We start from the raw sequence: 17,333 nt of genomic DNA, 5'->3' as shown, positions 1-17,333 counted from the left end.
ACGTCCGGCATTGTTATCGGTTTTGTCGGATGGCCGCCAAGCGCTTGTGAACGCAATCTTAACCCTAGCTCCGAGGGTGCCAGAGGGCCAACAGACCGTCAAGCTGACTGCGCTCCAGCGCGCCTTTCGCCGCATCCGTCAGGAGCGCCGCTACCTGCGGGAAGCCGAGGGCGCTCACAACGCCGCGCGCAGCGCCCAGAAGCCAGCCGAACTCGTCGCCGACCTCCTTGGTGCGCCAGGTGCGGACCTTGAGGGTCTCGCTCACACCCTTCTCGCGGGCGAGCCAGGCACGGGCGGTGCGCTCGTCGCCGAGTTCGTCCACCAGCTGGAGTTCGAGGCCCTGGTGACCGGTGAAAACGCGTCCGTCCGAGACATTCGCGAGCTTGGCGTCGGAGAGCTTGCGGCGGTCGCCCACGAGATCCTTGAACCAAGCGTAGCTGTCTTTCACCAGCGAATCCACGGCGGCGCGCGCCTCCGGCGTCACCGGCGTGTAGGGGTTGGGCGAAGCCTTGAGCGGAGAGGACTTGATGTCCTCCATGGTCACGCCCACGGTCTTCAGAAGCTCGGTGAAGTTGGGAAACTGGTAGATGACACCCACCGAGCCGACGAGCGCATTGCGGCGGGCCACGATGTGGTCGGCGCCCAGCGCCGCGATATAGGCGCCGGAGGCGGCGACGCCTTCCACGACGGCCACCACCGGCTTCTTGGCAGCGAGGCGGCGCAGCGCGTCGTACAATTGCTCGGAGCCCGTAACGGTGCCGCCGGGGCTGTCGATGGAGAGGATCACGGCGCTGGCGCGGGAGCGTCCGATCTCCTCCAGAAGCTCCACCCGCTCGCGATCGTTGCGAATGATGCCGCCGATCATGATCCGCGCCACATGGGGCGAGGAGGCTGGTATGTCGCGGCCGAGCAGGGCCGACAGGCCCACCGCCACGGCGGCGACGACGCCGAGCACCCCGAGCACGCGCCAGAATGTGACCTTCCGCCGGAGGCGGCGGCGTTCGACGATCTGGTCGGCATCCAGCGACATGGTGCGCGTTCCTCGGCAGGCAGTCCCAAGCCCCACGCGGACTTAAGCAGGCGGCACGGCGTTGGCAAGCGTTCCCGCGTGGCGAACCTAACCCGCCAGCGCGGCGATCACGGCGTTGAGGACCGGAAATCCAGCGGCGGTCACGCACAGCCGTCCGGCATTGAGCGCCACCAGCCCTTCCCCCTCCAGCGTGGCGAGGCGTTCCGGATCGACGCGGCCGCCGAGGCGGGCATGGCGGGCGAGGTCCAAGCCTTCCTTCAAGCGCAGGCCCATGAGCAGCATTTCGTCAGCCTGCTCGGCTGCCGACAGCGTCTCGTCGGAAATGATGCCGTGCCCGTCCGCCTCCACCCGCTTCAGCCACGCTTCCGGCGACCGCTCGGTGAATGTGGCATGGCGGATGTTGCCCGACACCAGCCGCCCATGGGCTCCGGCACCAATGCCGGCGTAAGTGCCATAGCGCCAGTAGACGAGATTGTGCCGCGCCTCGGCACCCGGCCGGGCATGGTTGGAAACCTCGTAGGCGGGAAGGCCAGCCTGCGCCGTCACCTCCTGCGTCACGTCCCACAGGGCGCGGGACAGATCATCGTCGGGAAGAATGAGCTTTCCGGCGCCGTACAGCCGCTCGAACGGCGTGCCCGGCTCAATGGTGAGTTGGTAGAGGGACAGATGCTCGCAGCCCTCACCGAGCGCGCGCCACAGTTCCGCCGCCCAGGCGTCCGGTGTCTGGCGCGGGCGGGCATAGATGAGATCGAAGGAGACGCGATCGAAGGCCCGGCGCGCAATGGCGACGGCAGCCAGCGCCTCCGCCACCGAATGCATCCGCCCGAGCCCCTGAAGGTCCGCATCGTCCAGCGCCTGCACGCCGAGGGAGACGCGGTTGACCCCCGCTGCCCGGTAGCCGTGGAACCGCTCCGCCTCCACGGAGGTCGGGTTCGCCTCCAGTGTTACCTCGGCATCGGCGGTGAGCGGCCAAGCCTCGTTGATGGCCTCCAGTATCGCGCCCACAGTGGCGGGGGCCATGAGGGAGGGCGTACCGCCGCCGAAAAAGACCGTCTGCGCCCTCTGCGGTCCCGACAGCGCCCGCGCGTGTGCGATCTCGCGCCGGAAGGCCACGATAAAGCGCGCCTCGTCCGGCGGCACGAGCCGGACGTGGCTGTTGAAGTCGCAATAGGGGCATTTGGCCTTGCAGAATGGCCAATGGACGTAGACCCCGAAGCCGCCATCCGCATCTGTGGCGCCCCCGCCCCCGAACGGGAGAGGGTGCGCCGGAGCGTTCACGGAGCGCGCCGTGTTCAAGATCGTCGTCACCCCTTCAGGCACGCCTTCGAGAGCTTCAGGAAGGCGCGGGCACGATGGGAGAGCCCGAAGCCCTTGGGCGGCATGCCGTGCTTCTCGTCGGCCGTCATCTCGGCGAAGGTCTTCACATGGCCCTCGGGGAGGAACATGGGGTCGTAGCCGAACCCCTTGGCGCCACGGGGCGGCCAAACGAGGGTGCCGTCGATGGTGCCCTCGAACTCCTCCAGATGCCCGTCCGGCCAAGCGATGCAGAGCGCCGAGACGAAGCGGGCATGGCGCTGCGCCGGATCGGTGGCGCCGACCCTCTGCAGTTCCGCCTCCACCTTCTCCATGGCCATCTCGAAATCGCGATCCGGACCGGCCCAGCGGGCGGTATGGATGCCCGGCGCCCCGCCGAGGGCATCGATCACGAGGCCGCTGTCGTCGGCAAACGCCGGAAGCTGGGCGGCGTTGGCCGCCGCCACAGCCTTCAGGCGGGCGTTTCCCTCAAAGGTTGTCTCGGTCTCCTCCGGCTCGGGCAGACCGAACTCGCCGGCGGAGACGGCCTCCACCCCGTGAGGCTCCAGCAGCATCTTCATCTCGATGAGCTTGCCGGGATTGTGGGTGGCCACCACCAGCCGGCCGGTGAGCTGACGCGCCATCAGCCGATCGCCAGCTTCTGGAGGGAGACGAGCTGATCCACGCCCGAGCGGGCCAGCGACAGCAGCGAGAGCAGTTCGTCCTGGGTGAAGGGCGTCTTTTCCGCCGTGCCCTGGATTTCCACGATGCCACCAGTTCCGGTCATGACGAAATTGGCATCGGTCTCGGCCACCGAATCCTCGGCATAATCGAGGTCGAGCACGGGCGTGCCCTCGTAGATGCCGCAGGAGACCGCCGCCACGTGCTGCTTGAGCGGCATCTCCTTGATCATGGAGCGGGACTTCATCCAGCTCAGGCAATCATGAAGCGCGATCCAGGCGCCGGTGATGGAGGCGGTGCGGGTGCCGCCGTCGGCCTGGAGCACGTCGCAGTCGATGGTGATCTGCTTCTCTCCCATCGCAACGAGATCCGTGACCGAGCGGAGCGAACGCCCGATCAGGCGCTGGATCTCCTGGGTGCGGCCGGACTGCTTGCCGGTGGTGGATTCGCGCCGGGTGCGGTCGTGGGTGGCGCGGGGCAGCATGGAATATTCCGCCGTCACCCAGCCGCGTCCCTGGCCCTTCAGCCACGGCGGCAGGCGCTCCTCCAGCGTCGCGGAGACGAGAACGTGGGTGTCGCCGAACTTCACGAGGCAGGAGCCTTCCGCGTGGCGCATCACGCCCCGTTCAAAGGACACCGCGCGCATCTCGTCGGGGGCGCGCTTGCTGGGCCGCATAATGGATACCTCTTTGTGCGTCATGGGCGCTCCTTTTAGAGCGCCGCGCGCCGGGAGGAAAGCAAGGGTGGTAGGAGCCCCCGCGTGGCGCTTGAACCCGGCCCCGGCGAGGGACACATTAGAGCGAGCGAAATCCTTTGCTCCGAAGGCTGAACCCGTGGCGCTCGATCCGTTCCTGCCCCTCTCGACTGGCGGCCTCGCGCAGATCGATCAGCGTTCGCGCGAGATTTTCCGCCAGATCGTGGAGAGTTACCTCGCCACCGGTGAGCCGGTGGGCTCGCGCAACATCGCCCGCTTGATCCCCATGACCCTTTCCCCCGCCTCGGTCCGCAACGTGATGGCGGACCTCGAGGCGGCCGGGCTGATCTATGCCCCCCATACCAGCGCCGGGCGCCTGCCCACCGAGCGCGGCCTGCGCTTCTTCGTCGATGCACTCATGGAGGTGGGCGACGTCAACGAGCGTGACCGGGCCAATATCGAAACGCAGGTACTCGCCGCCGCACGCACCACCACGGTGGAAGGCGTTCTGCAGGAAGCCTCCGCTTTGCTCTCGGGCCTCGCCCGCGGCGCCGGGGTCGTCACCGCCACCAAGACCGACCCCCGCCTCAAGCATGTGGAATTCGTGCCGCTGGAACCGGGCCGCGCCCTCGTCATCCTCGTATCGGAGGATGGGCAGGTGGAAAACCGCGCGCTCGCCCTTCCGCCTGGCTTGCCGACCTCCGCCCTCACCGAGGCCACCAATTTCCTCAATGCCCACATCCGCGGACGCACCCTCTCCGACGCCCGGCAGGAGATGGAGAGCCTGCTCGCCGAGATCAACCGCGACCTCGACACCCTGACCGCCCGCGTGGTGGAGGCGGGGCTCGCCTCCTGGTCCGGCGACGGGCCGGGCGAGCGGACCCTCATTGTGCGCGGTCAGGCGAAGCTGCTGGAGGATCTCAGGGCGCTGGAGGATCTGGAGCGCATCCGCCTGCTGTTCGACGATCTCGAGACCAAGCGCGAGGTCTCGGAACTGCTCGGCCGGGCGGAAGAGGCGCAGGCGCTGCGCATCTTCATCGGCTCGGAGAACCGGCTGTTCTCCCTTTCCGGCTCCTCCACCATCGTCGCGCCCTACCGCGATGGGCAGGGACGCGTCTTGGGCGTGCTGGGTGTCATCGGCCCGACGCGGCTCAATTACGGCCGCATCGTCCCCATGGTGGACTTCACCGCCCGCCTCGTGAGCCGTGTGCTTGGCGCACCGGGTGCAGACGCTGCGTGAGGAAAGCGGCGCCTTGGTACCTTGCGCTCAACCTCAAGCTGTCCGATTTTGCATCGCACGAGATCAAGCTGGTTCCTGGGGGCAGACGCTTGCCGAGGTCGATCACTCAGTACCGAGTATTCATCGCGTCACCCGGCGGCCTTGAAGCCGAACGCCGATGCTTTCGAGAGCGGCTGGAGAAGTGCTCCCGGTCGCACGGCGAGCAACACGAGGTTCAGTTCCACCCGGTTGGGTGGGAGGACACGCTTGGCGGGGCCGGGCGCCCGCAGGAGCAGATCAACGAAGACCTCAGACAATGCGACTACGCATTGTTCATTCTCCATGACCGCTGGGGCAGTCCGACCGGCAACGGACATACATCCGGCACTGAAGAAGAGTGGAATCTGGCGGAGCAGCTGTACACCGATAAAAAGATCAGGAACATTATCCTCTGCTTTAAGGTAGTTGACCCGTCCAGGCTGAGAGACCCTGGGGAACAGCTGAAATCTGTAGTGGCATTCAAGCAAAAAATTGAATCTGATCGCAAGTATCTTTTCAAGTCGTTCCAGACAATCGACGAGTTTGGCGAGTTGATCGATAGCCATCTGGCCCGATGGCTCAAGGAGCACGTCAGCCCCTCGCATCGCCTCTCAACAGATCCACTTATTTCCCTTGAGCGTGCGCCGGCTGTCGTGGGGAGCGCCGCCGCCGAGCCAGGCCAACCCGGCTTTGCCTTCTGGTTCGCCGAAGCAAAGCGGATCAAGGAAGAGGAAGCGCCAGACCATGCCGGCGTCCTGTTCTGCGCCACCAAGGCTCAGGCAGCGGCATCCTCGGATTTCGAGTGGACGCAAGCCATGCACGCGAAAGCATTCGCCTTGTACGATTTGGGCAGATTGGAGGAAGCAGCCATAGCATTCGGTGCAATCGCAGACCGACTTATGGATGCGCCCGATACGGATCTGAAGACGAGGCATGCGAGGGCACTCTTCAACAAAGGCGTCGCGCTCGGTGCTATAGATCGCGGCGCAGAGGCAATCGCCGCCTATGACGATTTGATTGACCGCTTCGCTGACGATCCCGCGCCAGCCCTGCGCGCGCAGGTCGCCAAGGCACTCATCAACAAGGGCGTCACGCTCGGCGCGCTGGACCGCGCGACTGAAGAAATCGCCGCCTATGACGATCTAATCCTTCGCTTCGCCGACGATCCCGCGCCGGCCCTCCGAGAGCAGGTCGGCAGGGGGATTTTCAACAAAGGCTTCACGCTCGGCTCGCTGGACCGCAACGCAGAGGAAATCGCCGCCTATGACGATCTGATCGCTCGCTTTGCCGATGATCCCGTGCCGGCCCTCCGAGAGCAGGTCGGGAATGCACTCTTCAACAAGGGCGTCACGCTCAGTGCGCTGGACCGCGACCCCGAGGCAATCGCGGCATATGACGATTTGATCGCGCGCTTCGCCGACGATCCCGCGCCTTTGATCCAAGAAATCGTCTCCAAAGCCAAAACACAAAGGGACGCGCTCAATCAATCTTGATTTTTCCCCCCATCGCCCCGATATGCGCCGGGACGATTGGCCTTTGCCCGGCGGCCTAGTGACCTCGGGCGAATCTCAAGGCAGGGGAAGTAACCGGATGAGCGAGCAGAAGCGCGCGCCCGAGACCGGCGGCGACGCAAGCGAAAACGGTGCCGCGCAGGGCAATGCGCAGGTGAACGAGGCGACCGCCGAGGCGGAAGCCACCGCTATGGCGGACGCCGCCATCGGCGGCCCGGCGGGCGACAAGGCGCGCCTGGAAGCCGAGATCGCGAGCCTCAAGGACAAGTTCCTGCGCGCCTTCGCGGAGGCGGAGAATGTGCGCCGCCGCGCCGAGAAAGAGATCCAGGACGCCAAGACCTACGGCATCGCCTCCTTCGCCCGCGACGTGCTGAACGTGGCGGACGATCTCGCCCGGGCCCTCGGCTCGGTGGAAGCGGACGCAAAGGCGACCGCAGAAGGCAGCTTCAAGGCGCTGCTGGACGGCCTGGAGCTGACCGAGCGCGGCCTCGTGAAGGCGCTGGAGAAGCACGGCATCCGCAAGATCGAGCCGAAGGGGGAGAAGTTCGATCCCAACCTTCATCAGGCCATGTTCGAGGTGCCGGACCCGAGCGTGCCGACCGGTACCGTGGTGCAGGTGGTGCAGGCCGGCTACGTCATCGGCGAGCGCGTTCTGCGGCCCGCCATGGTCGGTGTCGCCCGCGGTGGCCCGAAGGCTGAGGCGAACAAGGCCGCCGGCGCGGCCTGAATCAGGCTATCTGGAAGATCACATATCGTTGGAGGCGGCGACATCCCGCCTCCCGCGGTCGCTGCCGCCTGGGCCGCGACCCGATCCGATGAGGTCGGCAAGCGCATCGGCGATGACACGGCTGGTGTATGGCTTGGCCACCCGCGGCGCGTCGACGAATTCCGCCGGCATGCGCACGCTGCCAGTATAGCCCGAGCAGAAAATGAAGGGGATGCCGCGCTCGGCCAGGACCGCCGCGGCCGGATAGACCGGCTCGCCCGCAAGGTTCACGTCGAGGATCGCGGCGTCGATGCGCTCGGACGACGCGGCCGAGACCGCCGCGGCGAGGCTTGCGATCGGCCCGACCACGGTGTAGCCCAGCGACCTCAGATTGTCTTCGAGCCCCAGTGCCACGAGAAACTCGTCCTCAACGACGAGCACCCGCCTTCCCGACAAGATCATTCTTCAACGCCTTGGCTGACTGCATGTCCCCTCAGGGCCATGTCGGGGGTCAACCAGCGGCCGGGGGAAAAGTTCCACGCCCCGCAGCAAGGTGTTGAAAGAAAACCGGAAGGGCCGGAAACCGTCCTTCCGGGATCACAAGCGGAAGGTCAGTCCTTCGCGCGCTCCACATAGGAAGCGTCGGCGGTCATGACGACAACGCGCGTGCCGGACGCGATGTGCGGCGGCACCATGGTGCGGACGCCATTGGAGAGCATGGCGGGCTTGTAGGAGGAAGAGGCCGTCTGGCCCTTCACGGTCGGCTCGGTGTCCACGATCTCCAGCACCACGCGGGCCGGCAGCTCGATGGCGATCGGCACGCCATTGTGAGTGGAGAGCATGCATTCCATGCCTTCCTGGAGATAGACGGACTGGTCGCCCATCACATCCTTCGGCACGGTCACCTGATCGTAGGTTTCCGGGTTCATGAAGGTGTAGCCGTCGGAATCCTCGTAGAGGAAGGTATGCGGGCGATCTTCCACGAAGGCGCGCTCCACCTGCTCGGTGGTGCGGTAGCGCTCGGAGATCTTCACGCCGTCGGAGATGCGGCGCATGTCGAGCTGCGTCACCGGCGTGCCCTTGCCGGGATGGATATTCTCGGCGGTGAGAACAACGTACAGCTTGTCGTCGATGTCGACCACGTTGCCCTTGCGCAGGGTGCTGGCGATAACCTTGACCACGTCGGCTCTTCCTTGACCTGATGCGCGGCGCCCGCGCCGATTGGAAAACGGTTGACGGCGGCGCCGTCTGGCTGGTTCGGCGCGCACCATAGCGATAATGGCGCGCAACGCCAGTCTTGCACTCGTCTTTCCGGCCCCGAGGCCCAGTGGCGGCGGGCAGCCCAGGTGGCCGTAACGAGGAACCTACGTCATGGCGGTATCGAACTCTTCGCTGGCGCCTCCCTCCCCGCCGTGGTGGCGGCCCGACGTTCACGCGGACCGCCGCCCCTTCCTGCTCGCGCGCGGGCGCATCGCCGCCGCCGTGCGCGCAGCCTTCGCGGAAGACGGTTTCATCGAGGTCGAGACGCCGGCGCTGCAGGTCTCGCCGGGCAACGAGACCCACCTCCACGCTTTCGGGACTGAGCTGATCGGCCCGGACGGGACAACTCACCGACTTTACCTGCGCACCTCACCCGAGTTCGCGGCCAAGAAGCTGCTCGCGGCCGGGGAGACGAAGATCTTCGAGTTCGCCCGCGTGTTCCGCAATCGGGAGCGTGGCATGGCGCACCATCCCGAGTTCACCATGCTGGAATGGTATCGCGCCGGTGCGCCCTACACGGCGATGATGGAGGATTGCGCCGCCCTCCTCGCCCGGGCCGCCGAGGCCGGCGGAGCCTCGACCTTCCACTATCGCGGCAAGACCTGCGATCCTTTCGCCACCCCGGAGCGCCTGACGCTCGTCGCGGCCTTCGCCCGCCATTCCGGGATGGACCTCGAAGCCCTTCTGCCGGCCGCAGGGCAAGCACCGGATGCCGCCGCCTTCGCCCGCGCCGCGACCGAGGCCGGCATCCGCACCGCGCCCGACGATACCTGGGGCGACGTGTTCTCGCGCGTACTGGTGGAGAAGATCGAGCCTCATCTCGGCGTCGGCCGCCCCACCATCCTGACCGACTATCCAGCAAGCGAAGCGGCTCTCGCCCGGCAGAAGCCGGAGGATCCGCGCTTCGCCGAGCGGTTCGAGCTCTATTGCTGCGGGCTGGAACTCGCGAACGCCTTCGGCGAGCTGACGGACACGGACGAGCAGCGCCGGCGCTTCGAAAAGGACATGGACGAGAAGGAACGGCTCTATGGGGAGCGCTATCCGCTCGACGAGGACTTCCTCGCGGCGCTGGCGCTCATGCCTCCGGCCAGCGGCTGCGCCCTCGGCTTCGACCGGCTCGCTTTGCTGGCAAGCGGAGCGCGGCGGATCGAGGACGTCCTGTGGGCGCCGGTCGCCGGTCCGGCCTGAGGCGCCGAACACCTTCCGGGGGCGGCCCTTCGCCGGTCACGAATCGGTCCTGATGAGCCACAGCACCAGAACGATCCCGCCCACCAGTGCGAGAAAGAAGAGCAGGGAGACAACGACCTCGCCCGCGCTTTCCGCGCCGGCGAGGTCACTGAGAAATCGCACCAGTCCCGAAATGCCCGGCAGTCCGCTGGCGGCGAGCATGACAGCGGATCAGTTGATCTCGAACAGGGTCGAGAAGCCGGAGATGTCGAACACCTCACGGATCTGCGGCTGGAGCGAAGAGAGCGCGAGCTTGCGCTTCGCCCCGCGCATGGCCTTGCCAGCCACCAGCAGCGCCCGCAGACCGGAGGAGGACACATAGTCCACTCCGGCGAGGTTCACCACGATCCCCCCGTCGGTCATGGAGACGACCTCCATGAGGCTCGCCTCGAACGGCTTGGCGTTAGGCGTGTCGAGACGCCCCGCCACCTTCAGCACCACGTCGCTTCCGACCTGCTCACGTTCGATGTGCATCGGCCCCTACTCGCTTGATGTCCGCCTCCGCGGCGGCCGGACGCTCCGGATTATCCTCATTCTCCGGCGTGCGCAACGCAATCGCGCTGCGGCGCACCAGCCAGATCGCCCGCTCGAACAGGCTGGTCGCTAGCAGCAACTGCCGCGCGTCCGCCCCTGCGTCGAGTGCCGTAGCGGCAAGCTGGCGGCGGATGCGGTTCAACATCTCTGATCGATCGCCGGAGAGCGCGATGATGAGGTCGAGATCATCGGCCGGCCCATCCGTGGCGTCGGCGAGGGACAAAGTGATCGCCCGTAACGATTCCGACAGGGCAAAGGCGAGCGGCGGTACCTCGTCGAAGCCCTCCACCACCTCGGTGAAGTCGTGCAGCGTGTCCTGGAGCGTGCGCACGTTCTCCACAAGCGCCTGGTGATGCAGGGCGATTTCCAGACTGTCGCGGGCGAGGCCGACCGCGATGAGCTCCGAAATAAACTGGTCCACGGCAAGGCCCACCGAGGCGGCGCCACGCCACAAGGCCAGCCGTTCGCCGGCGTCGCCGTTGTCCTTCTGGTCGAGGTCCGGCAGCAGGGTCGGCAAGAGCTTGATGAGCCGCAGGGTCTCGCTAACGGCGAGGTCGAGTGCCGTCGAGGGGTCCGCCAGCGCTTCGTCATGGATGAAGCGCGGGCGGGAGGCGCCGTCCTCCAGCGTGGGCGGGCTCATGGCGGCGGCGAACCTCTCGGAAAGCCCCCGCGCGAAAGCCACCGGGATCGCGCCCGCCACCTGAAGGGCGAGGAACAGAACCGACAGGGACATGGACGCCTTGTCGTTGCCCACGGCAGAGAGGGCCGAGAAGCCGTCGAAGCCGACCACCCCGCCAAGGCCGAAGAAGGCTCCGACGATGAGGCAGCCCACGGCCTTCACCAGAACATGGACATAGCAGAGTTGGCGGCCGGTCCCCTCCAGCCCGCCGGCCGAGAGAATGGCCGCAAACCCGGAACCAAGATTCGCGCCGAGCACGATGAAGACTGCATCGTGGAGGCCGAGGAGGCCCGCCTGCATCAGGGCCAGGACGAGGATCGTGGGGGTCGAGGACGACTGGCTGACGGCGGAAACCGCAAACCCGAGAAAGAAGCCGAGGAGCGGAGTCAGATGGTCGGCGAGGCTGCCCGCGACCGACGCAATGTCCAGCGCCCGCGGCGCCTGCTTGATGAAATCGAGGCCAAGCAGGGCCAGCGCGAGGCCGAAGGCGACGCCCATCCATTGCGCCATGCCGCGACGGCGGTCCAGCTTGAAATGGAAGGCGAGCCCGACGATGCCGACGATGTAAAGTACGAGCAGGCGAAAATCGATCGCCGCCACGAACACCAGCGCCGACGTCCCCACGTTGCCGCCAGCGACAACGGGAATGGCATCGCGCGTGGTGAAGGCACCGCCGCGCACGAGATTGCCGCTGATGACCGCGACGGCGTTGGAGGATTGCGTGGCCGCTCCCGCCAGCGTCCCGCACAGCAGCCCCATCACCGGGGAGCGCGTCGCCCGGCGCAGCAGTGCGCGCACCTTGCGGCCCGTGGCCTGCTGCAGGTGTGTGGCCATGGCCTTGAGGCCAACGAACAGAAGGCCGAGGCCGGCCAGGAGCTCGGCAATGACAAGCATCGATAAGAAAGACCCGACGGCACCAGAGGAAAGCCGCAGACGCGCTCAATGTTCCGCGGATGCTACGGCACGGCTCCCCGAGCGGACATCATAGACCGCGGAGTGCGACACTCTTGTGAGCAACCTCACCCGGCCGCGTTGGCCACCAGCGTCAGCTGGTTTTCCTCACCTTCCCGGCTGTAGTCGAGCGTCTCGAGGAAATGCCGCATCAGCTGCACGCCGTGACCGCCGATCCGGGCGTCCTCGATGCTGTCGGGGACCACCGGCTCGGCGATGCTGGTGGGATCGAAGGGCACGCCGTTGTCGATCAGGCGCAGCGCCACCCGCCCCTCTGGCAGGCGCCAGCATTCGATTCGGATGTGCGGTTGCCGGTCGGTGCCTGCGAAGCCGTAGGAGACGACGTTGGTCAGCGCCTCCTCGAGACTCAGCTCCAGCGCGAAGCGGGTGGCGTCCGGCCAGCCCTGTTCGTCAGCCAGTGTGCCGAGCCAGCCCGTGGCGTCGGTGATGTCGTCGATGCGCGCGCCCACATCGATGGTCGAGACAAGGGTTCCGGCCGTGGGCGTCGCCATGGGATCCGCCGTCAGGTTGCCGGGGAGATGCCCGCCGCCGCGAGCGCCTCGTCCCGCGTAGCGTGGATGCCGACGAGCTGATCGACCCCGGTGGAGCGCAGCACCTTCTCCACCTGAGGGTCACACGCGAAAAGCCCCATGATGCCCCCCTTGCGATGCAGCCCCTTGGCGCCCGCGAGCAGCAGGCGGATGCCGATGGAGGCCATGAACGGCGTGCCGGACAGGTCCACCACGAGCACGCGCGCGGCCTCGCAGGACGACTTGAACTCCGGCTCCACCGCCGCCGCGCCGGCGATGTCGAGCCGGCCCTCCAGGCGCACGAGGATGATGTCGGGGCCGAGGGGGGTCCTCTCGATCTTCATGGGGCCAGTATCTCTCTGGATCGGGATGCCCGCACCGCGTGGGCACAGATTCAGTAAACCATACGACAGTTTCGTGACGCGGAGCAGGGGCCCCGGAAGGGCCTGCCCGCCGGGGGGGTGTCAGGCTTTTCGGGGGCGGGCGTACAGCACGCCGGCAGCGCCGGAATCGGTGCGGCAGCGGGCGTAGCCGTGCCACCCCTCGGCGAAGAGCTCCTTCTGCCGCGCCGTATCCAGCGGATCGACCAGAAGGGTCTCCTGCGGATCGAAGGTGGTGAAGTCGCGCACCATCACGTAGCGCGCATAGCCGCCGAAGAAGAGCTGGATGTCGTAGATGGGAAAGCCTTCGACGAGCAGGCTCGCCCAGCTCGGCGTGTTCACCGGCGCCGCTGTGGAAAACAGCACCATGTCCGCGGGCGCCGCATCGACCCGGGCAGCGATCAGAACCCGCTGCAGTCCACGGCCGCGATAGGCCGGATGCACCGAGGCCCCGGCCAGCCGGCCCACCGACAAGGCGGGATCGAGCCCGAGCAGGCGGTGCGGGCCGTCCTTCGGCGAATGGTCATGCTGGAGAATACCGTAGGCGGCGAGCAACGGGCCGTCATAGAGCCCGATCACCAGGCCACGGCCGCTGAGGATGCTTTCAAAGTACGAACGGTTCTCCGGCTTCACCACTTCCGGGCGAACCAGCGGCCCGATGGCCAGATGATGAAGAGTATCGATCGCGTCGAGATCGCCCGGCCCGAGCATGCGCTGCGTCAGCGTAGAGGTCGGCGCGGCCTCGCGCAGGGCATTCATCACGTGATTACTTCCGCATAATTGAGCATGGCGATGGGCGGGTAGACGCCGAGCTGCTTGGCCACGTTCATGTTGATGATGAGGGCGAAGCGCTTCAGCGTCTCGATCGGGATGTCCTGGGGCGGCACGTGCTGGACCAGGATCTCGGCCGCCTTGGAGGCGGCGAGCTGGCCCACCGAATAATAGCGGCTGACCAGCCCGACAAGCCCCAGCCCCTCGCGCAGGAAGAATTCCGTCGCGCCGAAGGTGGGAAGCCCCGCCGCCAGCGCCGCCGGGCCGACCCGGTCGAAGATGGTGGCAAGGAAGGTGTCGGCCGGCAGATAGAGCCATTCGGCGCCTTGCGCCTTCAGGTTCCTCACGAAATCCTCGACCCCGTCGCCGGTCGGCTTGCTGCCCACCATGGTCAGGGGCTGGGCCAGAACCTCGGCACCGATGGTGGCGGAGAAGCCCTTCATCTCGTCGATGATGGCAACCGAATTGCTCTCGTTCGGCGAATAGATCACGCCGACCTTCTTGAACGCCTTGTAGCTCTGCATGGCGCGCATCTGCACGTCAGTGGGCACCACGTGCACCGCGCCCGTCACGTTGCGCCCCGAAGAGGCGAGCGAAGGCGCGATCTTCACCTGTACCGGCGCCGCCACCAAAGCGAACACCACCGGGATATCGCGCACGAAACCGGCGGTGGGCGGCGCGTCATAGGGACCGGCGACACCGAGCGTCAACGGCGTGCCATAGGTGTAGATGAGGTTGGGCCGGAAGGTCGGCAGCACTTCCGCGAGGATCGGCTTCACCTTGCTCGCGTCCCGCTCCACGTCGCGGGTCATGAACTCGACCTTGATGTCGTTGGCGGCGAAGTAGTCGCGGAAGCCGCGCTCCACATCGGTATCACCGCGGAAGGTGAGCATCAGGACACGGAACGCCTCGCCACGGGCGGCGGGCGCAGGCGCGCCGGCCGGGCGCGGCTGGCCATTACCGCCGTTGGTCTGGGCGAAGGCGCCGGGGACAGTGCCCACCAGCCCCGCAGCACCCGCGCCGAGGCCGAGTGCGAGGAGGGAACGGCGATCCATCAGGCGGAACTCCCTTCCGAGGCAGCCGCAGAGGATGGGCGGCGCGAATGATGGACGAAGACTCTGCGTCCAGATAGCGCAAATAGCATGGCTCCGGCTACCGCTACAGCGCCGAGGAAACCGGTCGCCGCCGCGAAGCCGAGCGTCGAAAGCAGGAAGCCGGCACTGGCGGGACCGGCGGCGTTGCCGGACCGCTCCACCAGCCGGAACAGGCCGAGAACTCCGGCCGCCCGGCCCGCCCCCATACTGGTGGCGGTATCCGCGACCAGCGCCGACTGGGACGCGATGGACATGGCCTGCCCCCAGCCCAGCGCCACCAGCGCAACGACGATCAGCGCCACGGAGGGATGGAGCAGCACGGCCAGGGCGCCGATGCCCGACACCAGCCCCCCCGCCACCACGAATCCGGCACGGGCGCTGAAGCGATCGGCCAGGGCGGCGAAGAAGGGCACGCCGATCACCATGAGGACCGGATAGATCATCTGGAAGCGGCCAATGGCCGCGGAGGAAAAGCCCTCGCGCTGCAGTTCCAGCGGCACCAGCAGGAAGCACAAGGCGGCAAACAGGAATTTGGCGGGGAAGGCGCAGCCCAGGAGCAGGGACATCAGACCAGGTGCGCGGGCCGCGGCCTTGAGGTCGGCGAGCCCCACATTGGCCACGCTGCGATGCCGCTCCGCGGCCGGCAGCGTCAGCCGCGCCACCAGAAGCGCCACGAGGGCGAGACCAGCCGAGGTCGCGAAGGCGACGCCCGGTCCCAGCCTGTCGGCGATGACGCCGCCGATGGGCGGCCCGCACAGGCTCGCCACCATGATGGCCCGCACGAACACGGCCAGAGCCGCGCTGCGGGCCGCGCCGGAGGACAGATCCACCACATGGCCTTGGGCGGAGACGAACACCAGCGCATAGCCCACCGCCGTGGCGACGCGGGCAGCGAGGAAGACGTCGTAATGCGGGCTGATCGCCGAGACCACGTAACCCGCCGCCGCCAGTGCCGCGCCGGCAAGGAAGCCCGGACGCCGGCCGAGCCGCTCGGACAGGGAGGCGAACGGCACCTGGCACAGCGCCACGACGGCCATGAAGGCGACGATGGGCAGGCTGGCCGACATGTCCGGACCAAAGCCCGCGGGCACGCCGAGGGCCTGCGCGGCACGCGGCAGGAACGGGCGCGTCAGCTCCTCCGCCAGCATGAACAGGAAAAGGGCCGGACGCACCGCGATGGCGGCCTCGCTCTCGGCCGCCTGGACCCGGCCGAGGCCGGTGCGGACCTCGATCTCGTCAAGCCGGGCGATGGCCTCGCCGTCACCCCTGCGCTCCGCCTCGGCGCGCAGGGAGAGATGGCGATCGGCGAGCGTTTCCACATGCCGGTCGATGGGAAGGATAAGATCGCCGGCAGCCCCCGCACCGCCCTCCTGGCGGGAGAGCACGCCGCGCTTCAGCGCCTTGAGCCGCCGCTCCACCGCCACCAGCGATTCGAGGCCGCGGGTACCAACGACGAGAGCCACCAGTTCCAGCGCCACCAGCAGCGCGACGATGCCTATGAAGGCGACATCGACGAGCACCGCGCCCACCTGCTGGGACACGACGCTGGGATCGACCACGATCATTACGTCGCCCAGGCGGTGCCCGTCGGCATCCTCCACCGGCACGAAGACCCGTGGCGCATCGCCGCCGGAAGAGACCGCGCCCGACCGCGCCAGTTCCTTGCCGCCCGCGGCGTTCAGGCTGATCTGGGTGAACTCGACGTTGGCCGCCCGCAGGTCATCGAAATAGCGGTTCACCCCGACCAACCGGTCGAACGGCACGCCGACCGCCGCGGCGCGCTGGACGAGGTCGGCGGCGGCCCGGCCGACCGAATTCGCCTTGGCGACGATCTCCGGTGCGATGGTGCGCTGGGCCGCCTGTTCCGCACCCCAGCCGATCACGGCCAGCGCCGAACAGAGGATGATGACGATGGCGATGGAGATGCCCCCGCGAAGACCGATCATGCGGCGCCCCCACCGGTGACGCCGGTGGCCGACGGCCCGGCCGTGCGGTGCGCCTCTTCGACCGAGGCGAGCGCGGCGCGGGCAGCCGGCGGCCACAGATGCGGCTCCGCGGCGCGCCGGACCGCCCGCTGCAGCAGCGCTGCGAGAAGCAGGCCGACGACCAGCGTCGCCGCGCCGGCCCACAGGAGTGTGGGAAGGGCGATCCGCCTGAGGTCGGAGGCGAGCGTCGCGGCGCCATCGGTCAGGATCTTGGAATCATACCGAACCACGACACGGCCGAGACTCTGGCCGATGTCGTTGCGCACCGGACGGGTCAGGCCGCGCTCGGTGTCCCGTGTCGTGTCCAGGCCGACGCGCCCGGGCTCGCTGGAGAACAGGACGACGCCATGCTCGTCTGTGAGATCCATGGAGCGAATCGCGTCCTCCACGCGGGCCTCCCGTTCCAGCACCGCGGTCAGCGTCTGCTGCGCAGGAAGGGCAATGCCGAGGGAAGCGGCCTTTTCAGCCACGTCCACCACACGCTGGGCGGCGATACCACAGCGGGCCTCGATGACCCCGCGATGGGCATTGATGAGCGTCACGTAGGAGAAATAGGCGCCGAAGGCGACGCACGCGGCCGCGATCAACGCGAACACGATGATGAGCCCCAGTGTGGTCCGCCTCATGACCCTTCGCGCTCGACCCTTGGCGTCTCGACTTTCGCGCCGAACCCTTCGCGCCCTGCCCTATGGTCCGGCCCCGACCGCCTGACCTTCATGCCACGAAAAGCAAGCTGACAATGCAGGTTT

General features: G+C 67.4%; 19 protein-coding genes. 4 read left to right on the top strand and 15 right to left on the bottom strand.

Annotation, left to right across the window (positions count from 1 at the left end):
* Positions 1-64: 64 nt before the first annotated feature.
* The 4 genes from sppA to rph form a co-directional block, all read right to left on the bottom strand.
* Positions 65-1,030, bottom strand: coding sequence for a signal peptide peptidase SppA (gene sppA / locus XAN126_RS0103040; RefSeq protein ID WP_024277129.1), 966 nt, complete (start codon positions 1,028-1,030; stop codon positions 65-67).
* An 87-nt stretch (positions 1,031-1,117) separates the two neighbouring features.
* Positions 1,118-2,308, bottom strand: a complete 1,191-nt coding sequence (gene hemW / locus XAN126_RS0103035; protein ID WP_051460754.1) for a radical SAM family heme chaperone HemW — start codon at positions 2,306-2,308, stop codon at positions 1,118-1,120.
* A gap of 26 nt (positions 2,309-2,334) precedes the next feature.
* A complete protein-coding gene (gene rdgB / locus XAN126_RS0103030; RefSeq protein WP_024277127.1) occupies positions 2,335-2,967 on the bottom strand; it encodes an RdgB/HAM1 family non-canonical purine NTP pyrophosphatase in 633 nt (210 codons plus the stop codon).
* Positions 2,967-3,680 carry a ribonuclease PH gene (gene rph / locus XAN126_RS0103025; RefSeq protein ID WP_024277126.1) on the bottom strand — a complete coding sequence of 238 codons (714 nt, stop codon included), beginning with the start codon at positions 3,678-3,680 and terminating at the stop codon, positions 2,967-2,969. The genes rdgB and rph overlap by 1 nt, the downstream gene beginning before the upstream one ends.
* A 157-nt stretch (positions 3,681-3,837) precedes the next feature.
* Between rph and hrcA the strand changes: the two genes are divergently transcribed.
* The 3 genes from hrcA to grpE all read left to right on the top strand — a co-directional run bounded on the left by hrcA (position 3,838) and on the right by grpE (position 7,194).
* Positions 3,838-4,938 (top strand): heat-inducible transcriptional repressor HrcA, encoded by a 1,101-nt coding sequence (hrcA, locus tag XAN126_RS0103020; protein ID WP_024277125.1) that lies wholly within the window; start codon positions 3,838-3,840, stop codon positions 4,936-4,938.
* Positions 4,935-6,449 (top strand): DUF4062 domain-containing protein, encoded by a 1,515-nt coding sequence (locus XAN126_RS26785; RefSeq protein WP_024277124.1) that lies wholly within the window; start codon positions 4,935-4,937, stop codon positions 6,447-6,449. The genes hrcA and XAN126_RS26785 overlap by 4 nt, the downstream gene beginning before the upstream one ends.
* A gap of 97 nt (positions 6,450-6,546) precedes the next feature.
* Complete coding sequence (grpE, locus tag XAN126_RS0103010; protein ID WP_024277123.1) at positions 6,547-7,194, top strand: nucleotide exchange factor GrpE; 648 nt, start codon at positions 6,547-6,549, stop codon at positions 7,192-7,194.
* An 18-nt stretch (positions 7,195-7,212) separates the two neighbouring features.
* On the opposite strand, the gene XAN126_RS0103005 is transcribed toward grpE, so the two are convergent.
* Both XAN126_RS0103005 and efp read right to left on the bottom strand, forming a co-directional pair.
* Positions 7,213-7,635: a response regulator gene (locus XAN126_RS0103005; protein WP_081762498.1), complete on the bottom strand. Its 423-nt coding sequence runs from the start codon at positions 7,633-7,635 to the stop codon at positions 7,213-7,215.
* Between the two features lie 149 nt (positions 7,636-7,784).
* Positions 7,785-8,354 (bottom strand): elongation factor P, encoded by a 570-nt coding sequence (efp, locus tag XAN126_RS0103000; protein WP_024277121.1) that lies wholly within the window; start codon positions 8,352-8,354, stop codon positions 7,785-7,787.
* A gap of 190 nt (positions 8,355-8,544) precedes the next feature.
* On the opposite strand from efp, the gene epmA reads away from it, so the two are divergent.
* A complete protein-coding gene (gene epmA / locus XAN126_RS0102995; RefSeq protein WP_029876642.1) occupies positions 8,545-9,621 on the top strand; it encodes an EF-P lysine aminoacylase EpmA in 1,077 nt (358 codons plus the stop codon).
* 36 nt (positions 9,622-9,657) lie between these two features.
* Here epmA and XAN126_RS28100 read toward each other — a convergent pair whose 3' ends face one another.
* The 9 genes from XAN126_RS28100 to XAN126_RS0102950 form a co-directional block, all read right to left on the bottom strand.
* Positions 9,658-9,822 (bottom strand): hypothetical protein, encoded by a 165-nt coding sequence (locus tag XAN126_RS28100; protein WP_155982200.1) that lies wholly within the window; start codon positions 9,820-9,822, stop codon positions 9,658-9,660.
* Between the two features lie 9 nt (positions 9,823-9,831).
* Positions 9,832-10,134 (bottom strand): STAS domain-containing protein, encoded by a 303-nt coding sequence (locus XAN126_RS0102985; protein ID WP_024277119.1) that lies wholly within the window; start codon positions 10,132-10,134, stop codon positions 9,832-9,834.
* A complete protein-coding gene (locus tag XAN126_RS0102980) occupies positions 10,118-11,767 on the bottom strand; it encodes a Na/Pi symporter (RefSeq protein ID WP_024277118.1) in 1,650 nt (549 codons plus the stop codon). Before XAN126_RS0102980 ends, XAN126_RS0102985 begins: the two co-directional genes overlap by 17 nt.
* Positions 11,768-11,892: 125 nt before the next feature.
* On the bottom strand, positions 11,893-12,336 hold the full coding sequence (locus tag XAN126_RS0102975) for an ATP-binding protein (protein ID WP_024277117.1): 444 nt from the start codon (positions 12,334-12,336) through the stop codon (positions 11,893-11,895).
* 11 nt (positions 12,337-12,347) lie between these two features.
* Positions 12,348-12,698, bottom strand: a complete 351-nt coding sequence (locus XAN126_RS0102970) for an STAS domain-containing protein (protein ID WP_024277116.1) — start codon at positions 12,696-12,698, stop codon at positions 12,348-12,350.
* A 120-nt stretch (positions 12,699-12,818) separates the two neighbouring features.
* Entirely contained in the window at positions 12,819-13,496 is a 678-nt protein-coding gene (locus XAN126_RS0102965; protein WP_155982199.1) for a hypothetical protein, read from the bottom strand.
* Positions 13,493-14,560 carry an ABC transporter substrate-binding protein gene (locus tag XAN126_RS0102960; RefSeq protein WP_024277114.1) on the bottom strand — a complete coding sequence of 356 codons (1,068 nt, stop codon included), beginning with the start codon at positions 14,558-14,560 and terminating at the stop codon, positions 13,493-13,495. The genes XAN126_RS0102965 and XAN126_RS0102960 overlap by 4 nt, the downstream gene beginning before the upstream one ends.
* Positions 14,560-16,545 (bottom strand): MFS transporter, encoded by a 1,986-nt coding sequence (locus XAN126_RS0102955; protein ID WP_024277113.1) that lies wholly within the window; start codon positions 16,543-16,545, stop codon positions 14,560-14,562. Before XAN126_RS0102955 ends, XAN126_RS0102960 begins: the two co-directional genes overlap by 1 nt.
* The gene (locus tag XAN126_RS0102950; protein WP_024277112.1) at positions 16,542-17,210 is read right to left on the bottom strand and encodes a hypothetical protein; all 669 of its coding nucleotides are present in this window, start codon (positions 17,208-17,210) and stop codon (positions 16,542-16,544) included. Before XAN126_RS0102950 ends, XAN126_RS0102955 begins: the two co-directional genes overlap by 4 nt.
* Positions 17,211-17,333 lie beyond the last annotated feature (123 nt).

Origin of the sequence: Xanthobacter sp. 126, from assembly GCF_000526175.1 — a bacterium.
In the GTDB taxonomy this organism is placed as follows: Bacteria; Pseudomonadota; Alphaproteobacteria; order Rhizobiales; family Xanthobacteraceae; genus Xanthobacter; species Xanthobacter aminoxidans.
This window is presented reverse-complemented; position numbering and strand designations above follow the sequence as displayed.

Excerpts from the sequence above, each read along its gene's own strand:
- sppA (WP_024277129.1), bottom strand. The coding sequence starts at position 1,030 with ATGTCGCTGGATGCCGACCAGATCGTCGAACGCCGCCGCCTCCGGCGG.
- rdgB (WP_024277127.1), bottom strand. The coding sequence starts at position 2,967 with ATGGCGCGTCAGCTCACCGGCCGGCTGGTGGTGGCCACCCACAATCCC.
- rph (WP_024277126.1), bottom strand. The coding sequence starts at position 3,680 with ATGCGGCCCAGCAAGCGCGCCCCCGACGAGATGCGCGCGGTGTCCTTT.
- grpE (WP_024277123.1), top strand. The coding sequence starts at position 6,547 with ATGAGCGAGCAGAAGCGCGCGCCCGAGACCGGCGGCGACGCAAGCGAA.
- XAN126_RS0103005 (WP_081762498.1), bottom strand. The coding sequence starts at position 7,635 with ATGATCTTGTCGGGAAGGCGGGTGCTCGTCGTTGAGGACGAGTTTCTC.
- epmA (WP_029876642.1), top strand. The coding sequence starts at position 8,545 with ATGGCGGTATCGAACTCTTCGCTGGCGCCTCCCTCCCCGCCGTGGTGG.
- XAN126_RS28100 (WP_155982200.1), bottom strand. The coding sequence starts at position 9,822 with ATGCTCGCCGCCAGCGGACTGCCGGGCATTTCGGGACTGGTGCGATTT.
- XAN126_RS0102985 (WP_024277119.1), bottom strand. The coding sequence starts at position 10,134 with ATGCACATCGAACGTGAGCAGGTCGGAAGCGACGTGGTGCTGAAGGTG.
- XAN126_RS0102980 (WP_024277118.1), bottom strand. The coding sequence starts at position 11,767 with ATGCTTGTCATTGCCGAGCTCCTGGCCGGCCTCGGCCTTCTGTTCGTT.
- XAN126_RS0102975 (WP_024277117.1), bottom strand. The coding sequence starts at position 12,336 with ATGGCGACGCCCACGGCCGGAACCCTTGTCTCGACCATCGATGTGGGC.
- XAN126_RS0102970 (WP_024277116.1), bottom strand. The coding sequence starts at position 12,698 with ATGAAGATCGAGAGGACCCCCCTCGGCCCCGACATCATCCTCGTGCGC.
- XAN126_RS0102960 (WP_024277114.1), bottom strand. The coding sequence starts at position 14,560 with ATGGATCGCCGTTCCCTCCTCGCACTCGGCCTCGGCGCGGGTGCTGCG.
- XAN126_RS0102955 (WP_024277113.1), bottom strand. The coding sequence starts at position 16,545 with ATGATCGGTCTTCGCGGGGGCATCTCCATCGCCATCGTCATCATCCTC.
- XAN126_RS0102950 (WP_024277112.1), bottom strand. The coding sequence starts at position 17,210 with ATGAGGCGGACCACACTGGGGCTCATCATCGTGTTCGCGTTGATCGCG.